Source organism: Gordonia sp. (in: high G+C Gram-positive bacteria), from assembly GCF_012515855.1.
Lineage (GTDB): Bacteria > Actinomycetota > Actinomycetes > Mycobacteriales > Mycobacteriaceae > Gordonia.
Genome location: NZ_JAAYXO010000071.1, coordinates 21,301 through 30,929, shown reverse-complemented (window position 1 = coordinate 30,929; position 9,629 = coordinate 21,301). Strand labels below are relative to the sequence as shown.

10 protein-coding genes are annotated in these 9,629 nt (G+C 65.8%); 4 read left to right on the top strand and 6 right to left on the bottom strand.

Going from position 1 to position 9,629, the window contains the following annotated elements; all coding sequences use genetic code 11:
* From GX543_RS05020 to GX543_RS05010, 3 genes are all read right to left on the bottom strand, one after another.
* The coding region (locus tag GX543_RS05020; RefSeq protein ID WP_290850249.1) for a 3-keto-5-aminohexanoate cleavage protein at nt 1–477 on the bottom strand (477 nt) is incomplete at its 3' end.
* Nucleotides 478–542: 65 nt separating this feature from the next.
* Nucleotides 543–1,439: a TauD/TfdA family dioxygenase gene (locus GX543_RS05015; protein WP_290850247.1), complete on the bottom strand. Its 897-nt coding sequence runs from the start codon at nt 1,437–1,439 to the stop codon at nt 543–545.
* Nucleotides 1,440–1,486: 47 nt separating this feature from the next.
* Nucleotides 1,487–2,464: a quinone oxidoreductase gene (locus GX543_RS05010; protein ID WP_290850255.1), complete on the bottom strand. Its 978-nt coding sequence runs from the start codon at nt 2,462–2,464 to the stop codon at nt 1,487–1,489.
* A 171-nt stretch (nt 2,465–2,635) separates the two neighbouring features.
* On the opposite strand from GX543_RS05010, the gene GX543_RS05005 reads away from it, so the two are divergent.
* Entirely contained in the window at nt 2,636–3,688 is a 1,053-nt protein-coding gene (locus GX543_RS05005) for an AraC family transcriptional regulator (RefSeq protein WP_290850246.1), read from the top strand.
* A gap of 74 nt (nt 3,689–3,762) precedes the next feature.
* Here the strand turns inward: GX543_RS05005 and GX543_RS05000 are convergent, their stop codons facing one another.
* Nucleotides 3,763–5,067 (bottom strand): MFS transporter, encoded by a 1,305-nt coding sequence (locus GX543_RS05000; protein ID WP_290850254.1) that lies wholly within the window; start codon nt 5,065–5,067, stop codon nt 3,763–3,765.
* Nucleotides 5,068–5,383: 316 nt separating this feature from the next.
* On the opposite strand from GX543_RS05000, the gene ppk2 reads away from it, so the two are divergent.
* Genes ppk2 through GX543_RS04985 form a run of 3 tightly spaced genes read left to right on the top strand, consistent with a single transcriptional unit; the run spans nt 5,384 to nt 7,816 of the window.
* Entirely contained in the window at nt 5,384–6,214 is an 831-nt protein-coding gene (gene ppk2 / locus GX543_RS04995) for a polyphosphate kinase 2 (protein WP_290850245.1), read from the top strand.
* Between the two features lie 20 nt (nt 6,215–6,234).
* Nucleotides 6,235–7,482 carry a polysaccharide pyruvyl transferase family protein gene (locus GX543_RS04990; RefSeq protein WP_290850253.1) on the top strand — a complete coding sequence of 416 codons (1,248 nt, stop codon included), beginning with the start codon at nt 6,235–6,237 and terminating at the stop codon, nt 7,480–7,482.
* Nucleotides 7,483–7,519: 37 nt separating this feature from the next.
* Entirely contained in the window at nt 7,520–7,816 is a 297-nt protein-coding gene (locus GX543_RS04985; RefSeq protein WP_290850243.1) for a DUF503 domain-containing protein, read from the top strand.
* 25 nt (nt 7,817–7,841) lie between these two features.
* On the opposite strand, the gene GX543_RS04980 is transcribed toward GX543_RS04985, so the two are convergent.
* A complete protein-coding gene (locus GX543_RS04980; RefSeq protein ID WP_290850241.1) occupies nt 7,842–8,192 on the bottom strand; it encodes a VOC family protein in 351 nt (116 codons plus the stop codon).
* Between the two features lie 40 nt (nt 8,193–8,232).
* A complete protein-coding gene (locus GX543_RS04975) occupies nt 8,233–9,591 on the bottom strand; it encodes an MFS transporter (protein ID WP_290850240.1) in 1,359 nt (452 codons plus the stop codon).
* Nucleotides 9,592–9,629: the final 38 nt, after the last annotated feature.

Here is a 9,629-nt window from a genome sequence, read left to right as displayed (position 1 = left end):
CTCCGGACGCGCCAGCGACGTACCGGCGATATCGTCCTCGGTCATCAACTCCATGATGTTCATCTGCGAGGTGTTGATCGCGATCGTCACCTGGTCCGGCTTCGGATCCAGCTCCGCCAGCATGTGACGAGTATCGTCCGACAGCCACTTGGCGTCGGCGCCGTCACCCTCCGGAGCGAACGAGATCGACCCGCCGACCTGAAGAATCATGTCCGGCACCGCCTCGCGCAGACCCGCCAGCAGCTCGTTGAACTTCGACAGCCGCTTGGAACCCTTGCCGTCCTCCTCACGCACATGGATGTGCAGCACCGTCGCGCCGGCCTCGTAGCAATCCACCGCCTGCTGGATGTGCTCCTCCATCGTCAACGGCAGATCCTCACGGAAGTCATCAAGCTCCCACTCCGGACCATACGGCGCAGCCGTGATGACCAACTTGTCCTGCAACTCCGGGAACAGAGCGTCGTCGTGGAAATGCATGGGAATACTCCTTGTTCGAAACGTGTGTTAGTTGTTGTTCTTGTTGCTGTGTGGGGAGGCGGAACTCAGTACGGGCGGTCGCCGATGATTCCTGCGCGCTCCATCTTTCGCACGGCGGGCCAGTAGTCCTGGACGGCGTAGTGCTGGGTGGAACGGTTGTCCCAGATCGCGATGCTGTTCTCAGTCCAGCGCCAACGGACCTGGTATTCCGGGATGCTGGCCTGGCTCTGCAGGTAGCGGAGCAGTTCGCCGGCACCGGGCGCGTAGTCGATGCCGCAACGCACGTTGTCGTCGTTGTGGAAGTTCGTCAGGTGCGTGGTGAAGCTGTTGACGAACAGGATCTTCTCGCCGGTCTCCGGGTGGGTGCGAACCACCGGATGCTCCGCATCCGGGTACTGCTCCTTGAGCGCGTGGCGCTTCTCGATCGGCAAGCGGGCGCCGAACGAGGCCTCGATGCTGTGGCGAGCCGTCAGCCCCTCGATCTGCTCCTTGACGCGCTCGGGCAGACGCTCGTAGGCGAGTGCCATGTTGACCCACATCGTGTCGCCGCCGACCTCGGGCGCCTCGATGCAGCGGAGCACCGAGCCCATCGGCGGGTTCACACGCCACGTGGCGTCGCAGTGGTACGCGTTCTCGTAGGCCTCGCGCGGGCTGTCGAGGTCCTTGTAGATCTGGACCAGGCCGGGATGCTCCGGGTGGCAGCCGAGGACCGGATGGTCTTCGAGCTCACCGAATCGACGGGCGAGCTTGACGTGGTCGGCGCGGCTGATGTTCTGATTGCGGAAGAACAGCACCTTGTGGGCCAGCAGGTGCGCCTTCAGTTCGGCGAAGAGTTCGTCGCTCGCGGCCACCTCAGCGAGGTCGACATCGTGCAGTTCCGCGCCGATACTGCAGGTCAGGCGTTCCACGTTCATGGTCGAATCGGCCGGTCGCGAGTCGACGGCGGCGGTTGTTGCGGTCATGTCATCCTCCTTGAGGGATCGAGTACGAGGTTGAAGAGTCGGTGGAGTCAGAGGACGAAGACCGAGGATCCGACGCTGGCGCCGGTCTCGAGGTCCTTGTGCGCCTGCACCGCGTCTTCGAGCGAGTAGCGCTGGTTGATCTCGACCTTGACGCGACCGGCGGCAACGTGACCGAACAGCTCGTTCGCCAGTTCTGCGCGCTCGGCGGGGTCGGCGATGTAGTCCGCGAGGGCGGGACGGGTCACGTAGAGCGAGCCCTTCATCGCCAGCTGCAGCGCGTCGATCGGCGGGATCGGGCCGGACGCGGTGCCGAAGCCGACGAGCAGGCCGCGGCGAGCCAAGCAGTCGAGGGAGTCGTTGAAGGTGGTGGCGCCGATGCTGTCGAATACCACCGGAACACCCTTGCCGTCGGTGAGCTCGCGGACGCGCTCGACCAGGTTCTCGGTGCGGTAGTTGATGATGTGGGCGGCACCGTGTGCCTTGGCGACGGCGGCCTTCTCCTCGGTGGAGGTGGTGCCGATGACCGTGATGCCGAGTTCGCGCGCCCACTGGCAGAACAGCAGACCGACACCGCCGGCGGCGGCGTGCAGCAGGACCGTGTCGCCGGCCTTGAGGCCGGGAGCGATGCGGCGCAGCAGGTACGAGGTGGTGAGGCCGCGCATCGTCATCGCCGCTGCGGTCTCGAACGGGATCGCGTCGGGAAGGTGGATCAGGCTGTCGGTCGGCATCACGCGCTCAGTGCTGTACGCGCCCAGCGGGCTGCCGGTGTAGGTGACGCGATCGCCGACGGCGAAGTCCGCGACACCCGGGCCGATCTCTTCGATGACGCCTGCCGCTTCCACGCCCATGCCTGCGGGCAGCGCAGCGGGGTACATACCGGTGCGGAAGTAGGTGTCGGCGAAGTTCAGGCCGACTGCCTCGTGGCGGACGCGGACTTCGCCGGCGCCGGGCGCGCCGACCTCAACGCTCTCCCACTTGAGGACCTCGGGTCCGCCGGTCTCGTAGAAACGAATCGCGTTCGCCATCTGAATGATCTCCATCTAGTTCTGGGTGCCGGTGTGATTCAACTGACATCAAGGTATTGGCGTAAGAGTCGTCATACTTACCTTGGCGTGACAGGATTCTTGCCTGATCGGGACACAGACCAGTCGGTCGGGAGGGATAATCAGATGAGCAGTTGCGGGGAAGGAGCCTCCATGTCGAAACCGCTCGCGCGCTACGCAGCGCTGTCGGGCTACGTCGAGCTGAGCCGGAAGGTCAAGATCGACCCGATCAGCATGATGCGTGCGGCCTCGCTCGACCCGTCGAGCCTCGATCTCCAGGACCGCTGGATACCGGCGGCCTCCGTGGCTCAACTGCTGGAGATGTCGGCGGCGGCGTCCGGGCATCCGGACTTCGCACTTCGTCTCGCCGAACACCGCCTGTTGTCGGCACTGGGTCCGTTGAGCATGAGCTTCCGCGAGCAACCCGACGCCCGAACCGCGTTGCAGATGCTGATGCGCTTCCAGCACATGTACAACGAGGCCCTCAACATGCAGGTGACTGAACGCGGCGGACTCTCGACCATCGAGGTCACCATCGACACCGGCGAGCCGGCACCGGTCCGACAATCGGTGGAGCTCGCCGTCGCGGTGGTCCGACAACTCCTGTCGAGTCTGCTGGGCGAACGGTGGCATCCGGTATCGGTCACATTCACCCACCCGCGCCCGGTCGACGAGAGCACCCACCGCCGCTTGTTCGACGCTCCGCTCAAGTTCTCCGGCGCCTACAACGGCATCGTCGTCTACACCGCCGATCTCGACCAGGCCAACCGATTCGCCGACCCGGGACTCGTGTCGTATGCGCAGAAACTCCTCGAATCACAGGTGAGTCACGCTCAGCCCGCCATCGAGGACCGCGTCCACGAACTCGTCGAGATGTTGCTGCCGACCGGACGCTGCTCCATCGATCAGGTCGCCCGCAGCCTCGGCGTCGACCGGCGCACCGTCCATCGACGCCTCGCGAAGGTCGGCCTGACTTTCACCGAGGTCCTCGACTCCACCCGCCGCGAACTCGCCGGACGCCTGGTGGTCGCCAATCGCCATTCGCTCACCGAGGTCTCGGAGATGCTTGCATTCTCGACGCCCAGCAGCTTCTCGCGGTGGTTCACCCAACAGTTCGGCGTCAGCCCGAGACAATGGCGCAAACAGACGCGACCGGCCGATCCCGCGGATACACGGGTTCGGCCGGACGAGTTGCCGGACGAGTGACGGTGAGCGGAGTTCGGCGACCGTCGCCTCACGCACCGGAACGATCGCGGTGTTCTATGAGTCGATGACGGCGCTCACGCCGATGCTGCGGCCTGCTTAGCGTACGACTCGCTCTGCGCGGCCAACTTGCGGAGACCTCGCGGGTACACCCGCCAGCCGATGAACAGGGCGACGATCGCTCCGATGTAGAACAGCGGCGCCAGGGCCAGGGACTCCATCAAGCCCAGCTTGTCGGCCAGAATGCCGATGACGAACGGTCCGAGTGCCAGGCCAAGCACATTGTTGGCGACGGTGAGCGTGCCGAGTGCCGACGAGCGTACGGTCTCGTGCGTCAGGCTGGCGACCATCGCTGCCGTCGGTCCGGAGCTGCCACCCGCGAAGAAGGCGCCGATGGCGAGCAGCCACAGCTGCGCCGCTCCCGGCTCGATGCGGAACGCGATACCGAGGCTCACCAGTGAGATTGCGCAGTAGGCGATGGCCGAGAGCCACTTGTTGGAGACGTTGACGCGGCTGACCCGGTCGGTGATGATGCCGCTGACCACCATGCCGGTGCCCACCAGGAGAACAAAGAGGCCAGCCACACCGGCAGCCTCGGCGGTGTCGAGGCCGTAGTAGCGGTTGAACAGGCTCGGGGTCCACGAGAGCAGGACGGCTGCGGTGAACATCTGCAGACCGCTGCCGACGTATGCGCACCAGACCGCCGGGTTGGTGAAGAGCGTAGAGACGGGAACGCGGATCTTGGTGCGATGAGCCGCTTCCTCGACGGCCCCGTCGTCACGCACCGCGTGGCGCTTCAGTCGCGATTCGGTGACGACCACGCGGAACAGTGCGGCGAGGATCAGACCGAACACAGCCATAGCCGTGAACGACCAGCGCCAACCGAAGTTGACCGCAATGACGCCGCCGAGGGAGACGCCGAGCACCGAACCGAACGATCCGCCTGCCATGAAGGCACCGCTGAGTGAGGAGTGCAGACGCGGCGCGAAGACGCTCAGCACCACGGCGATGCCGACGCTGCCGTACGCGGCCTCACCGACGCCCACGAAGAAGCGCGCGACCAGCATCTGCTCGAAGTTCGCGGCGAGACCACACATCAGGGTGGCGAGGCTCCAGACGACCGCCATGGTCACCAGCGAACGGACGCGGCCGAAGCGGTCGGCGATGACCGACAGCGGGAAGGTCAGCAGACCGACCATCAGAGCCACGATGCTGTTGAGCGACGCCAGTTTCGCATCGGTCAGCGACCACTCCGCCTTGAGCAGGGGGAAGACCGCGGCGAGCACCTGGCGCGACATGTAGTCGGCCAGAAGCAGGCCGAAAGCCAGGGCAGCAACGACCCACGGGTAGATCCGACGTTTGGGAGGCGGGGACGCCTTCATAAGGTCCTTATTATCCGCCTCGCCCGCCGATGTGGCGGCCGGATCGACCGAAGTCGTTGTCTGATCCATGGGTGCTCCTTGATGATGTTCGGGCTGACGGGTGCACGACCGCGAACTGCTCCGCGTAACCGCGGTCTCCCGCAAACTCCGGTGAGAGGTGCGATACAGGTTGTTCTCACTGAGGTCTGGATCACGGTAATTCCGAAGGCGGCGCAGAACTTATCCGTCAGGGACCACCTTCTGTCCATATCGAGACACCGGTCGAGAATGGCGTGGCGGGCCGATCGCACAGATCGAGTGACCTAGACTTCAGTCCATGGCGAAGAAGAGCGCGACGTCCGACCGGATCCCGAAGGACGTCTACGAGGCCGAACTGTTCCGGTTGCAGACCGAACTCGTCACCCTCCAGGAGTGGGTCCGCGCGACCGGCGCACGCGTCGTCGTCCTCTTCGAGGGCCGTGACGCCGCAGGTAAGGGCGGTGCGATCAAGCGCATCACGGAGTACCTGAGCCCTCGCGTGTGCCGGGTGGCCGCACTGCCGGCCCCCACGGACCGCGAGAAGGGCCAATGGTATTACCAGCGCTACGTGGCACAGCTGCCGGCGCCCGGTGAGATCGTCCTGTTCGACCGGTCCTGGTACAACCGCGCGGGCGTCGAGAAGGTGATGGGCTTCTGCACCCCGGAGGAGCACACGCGATTCCTGCGCCAGACGCCGATTTTCGAGCAGATGCTCATCGACGACGGCATCCTTGTCCGCAAGTACTGGTTCTCCGTGTCGAACGAAGAGCAACTGCGACGCTTCCGTGCCCGCCGCGACGACCCCGTGCGGCGGTGGAAGCTGAGTCCGATGGACCTCGAGTCGGTGTATCGCTGGGAGGACTACTCGCGCGCCAAGGACGAGATGATGGTCCACACCGACACCGGAATCAGCCCGTGGTTCGTCGTGGAGTCCGACCACAAGCGGCACGCGCGACTGAACATGATCTCGCACCTGCTGTCGACCATCGACTACACGACGATTGAACTGCCCGCGGTGAAGCTGCCGAAGAAGCCGATCGAGTCAGGCAATTACCATCGCCCGCCGCGGTCGCTGTCGAAGTTCGTTCCCGACCACGTCGCCAATCTGATCGGCGACTCGGAAACCTGACCCAGTACGATTTCTGCGTGATGTCCGGTCTGCCTTCGCGCGCACAGCTGTTCACTCTCTCTCGTCGGGCACGCCGCGCCCTCGAACCGCGCGAGGTGATCTACCTCGTGACGTCGGCCGGATTCCCGAACTTCGGCGACGAGCTCATCGTCGAGGCGTGGCTGCGGTATCTCGCGATCCGCAGGCCCCTGGCGCGAGTGGTCGTCGACTCCCCGCGCCCGGGGCAGGCGGCGCTCCTGCTGCGCCACGCCAATCGACGCGCAGTCTTCGTCGACACTGTCTGGGGACTGGCCCTCTACGCCTCGAGCGACGACGCAGGCCCCGACGTGAACCGCGACGCGCCGTGGGAGTGGGTCGCCGACGCGACCTCCCGACTCGGCGCAACTCCGCGCGACAGCGAGGGTGTGGAACTGCTGCTGAGTGCCAGCACGATCCATGTCGTGGGAGGCGGATACCTCAACAACGTGTGGCCCCATCACATCTCGCTCGTCGCCGCGGTGGCCGCGGTCTCGCGGGCATCGGGCGCACGGGCCATCGCCACCGGCGCAGGCCTCACCCCCGGATTCACCGGTGCCGCGCTGGACCGGTTCCGGCACGACGTCGAGCAGTTCACGGTCTTCGATGTGCGTGATCGACCGAGCGCCGAGTTCCTCGGATCGGTACGCGGCGCGTCGTTCACCGGCGACGACGCATGGCTGTCGCCGCGCCTGGAGATCGACGCGCCCGCAGCGCACACCGGGACCGGCCGCGTGGTGCTGTGCGCGCAGAGCGATCTGGCCGACGACTTCGTCTGGCGGGGCGAGAGCGGCGTCGACGCTCTGACCCGGTTCGTCACCCAGACGCTCGATACCTGGGGAGTGGCCGGTCGCGACATCACCGTCGTCGAATGCATCCCCGGTCACGACAACACGGTCCCGCATCGGATGGGAAGCAGGCTCGACGGCGCCGAGCGCATCCCGTTTATGACGGCCTGGCGATCCGGCATGCCGTTCGGTCGGGGCCACACCTGGCTGACCACTCGATTCCATCCGCACCTGATGGCGGCGGCTGCGGGCGACTCCGGGGTCGCCATCGTGTCCAAACCCGACTACTACGCGACCAAGCACGGCTCCTTGACCGAAGCCGGCTCGGCGTGGTCCGTTGTCGACGGTGCGGACGCGATTCCAGAACGACCGTCTGCCGGCGGCTTCTCCCCCGATGTCGCCGGGCGCAACCGGGATCGCAAACGCACACTGGCGGCCGAACTGTACCCGCGCGGAATTCGCTAGCACTGCGATCCACATCTCGCGTAGAGTCGGCCCCCTCATGTGGATAGGTTCACTGGAATTCGACGTCCTGCTCGGCGACGTGCATTCCCTCAAGGAAAAACGTTCCGTCGTCCGTCCGATCGTCGCCGAGCTCAAGCGGCGGTTCGGCGTCTCCGTCGCGGAAGTCGACCATCGCGATCTGCATCGTCGGACGATGATCGGGGTCGGCGTCGTCAGCGGCGACGCCGCACACATCGCCGAGGTGCTGGACAGCGTCGAGCGCACAGTGGCGATACGCCCGGAGATCGAGTTGCTCTCCGTCCGACGACGACTCGTGTCGACCGACGACCTGTAACCGACGGGCGAACTCCGCGATCAGATCAGTGCGAAGCCACGCAGAACTCGTTCCCGTCCGGATCGGCGAGCGTAGTCCAGACGAAACCGTTGTCCATGGAGCGTTCCTCCAGGACCCGGGCTCCCGCAGACACCAGGTCGGCGACCGCCGCTGCCATGTCGTCTGCTTGAAGATCCAGGTGGAGCCGATTCTTGCCTGGCGTGGGGTCGTCGACCTGTTGGAAGGCCACCAGCGGGCGACCCTCACCGAGTGACACGACGACGAACCAGCCCTCGTTCTCCTCGAGGACCGTCCCGCCGAGCACACCGGCCCACCAGGTTCCCAAGCGGCGCGCGTCAGTGGTGTCCATGGTGATCATGGCGATGCTGATAGTCATGCCGCCGACCTTAGCGGTCGCCTCCGACATGCGTACTCGTTCACTCCGCGTCGGCGACGGCCCGGTACTCGGCAGACATCCGCCGATACACCGGCGTGCAGAATGCGAGCAGCGCCACCGCGATGGTCACCACCCCGGTGATCACGAAGATCAGTGCGACCCCGCGTGCCTCCCCGTGCCCCAGCCACGGTGCCAGGAACTCCGACCCGTCCGCCGATCGACCGTACGGAATCACGAATTCCTCGGCCAAAGGCGCCACCACGAAGGCGGTCAGCGGTGCCGCGGCCGCCTCCAGCGCACCGGCCAGCCCGAAGACTCGCCCCTGCTGAGGCAGTGGAACCACCCGCTGAATGACGGTCTGCTCGGCGGCCTCGACCGCCGGTGAGACCAGCATGAACAGCCAGATCCCGACGATCGCCAACCACGCCGCCTCACGCACGGCGAAGGTCGTGCAGATGACGCCCAGGATCACCACCCCGAGGAGCATGGTGCGGATCGGATTGCCGCCCAGCCCGAATCGGCCGATCAGTGCGCCACCGACGATGAAGCCGGTGGCGCCGACGCCGAAGACCACGCCCCACATCTGCACCGAGAACAACTCGAGTCCATAGGGGTCGAGCAGCGCCAAGTAGACACCGTCGGTGAAGTTGTTGAACATCGAGAACAGGATCAGCGCCGAGAGTCCGGGAACCGCAGCCACGGCGACCCACGCGCCGCGCACGTCGAACGTCCCGGTCGCATCCGACTCCGCGACCGTGGCCTCCTCCGGCATCCGGATCGTCACCAGGTGCAGCCAGCCCGCAGCAGTCAGGACCACGGCGCACACGATGGTCAGCCCCATCCCGAGGTAGCCGACCGACAGGCCGGAGAAGACACTCGTGGCGATGAACGCCAGGCCCTGGACGGCACCGACGTAGCCGTTCGCGTTGGCACGCCGATCGGGGTCGATCAGAATCGTCAGGGTGGTCGACATCGCGACCGAGCGCGTCACCTCGACCACCGAGCCGGCGAGGACCACCACGGCGAACAGCCACAGCCACGGCGACGTCAACGACCTCATCTGATCGCCTGCCACGAGGTAGATCAGGCCGGCACAGACGAACGCGACGGTCGTCAGGGCCGCCGACGCCCGCATCACCGCCAGCTTGCGGTAGCGGTCGACAAAGGTGCCGAACGACATGCTGCACAGAGCGATCGCCAGCATGTACCCGCCGCCGACCACACCGGTCGCGATGACACTCCGCGTCTCGAGATAGACCCAGAATGTCAGGGCGAAGAAGAGGTAGCTGGTCGTCAAACTCGCCACCGCGGTGTTCGCCAGAATCGCCGCGAACGTGCGCTGCCGGGCACGCGCCGAACGCGCGTGCTCCGGAGCCGCGGTCACCGGCAGTTCAGACATACTCCGAGGTTAATTGTCGGCCGTTCATGCGACCAAGT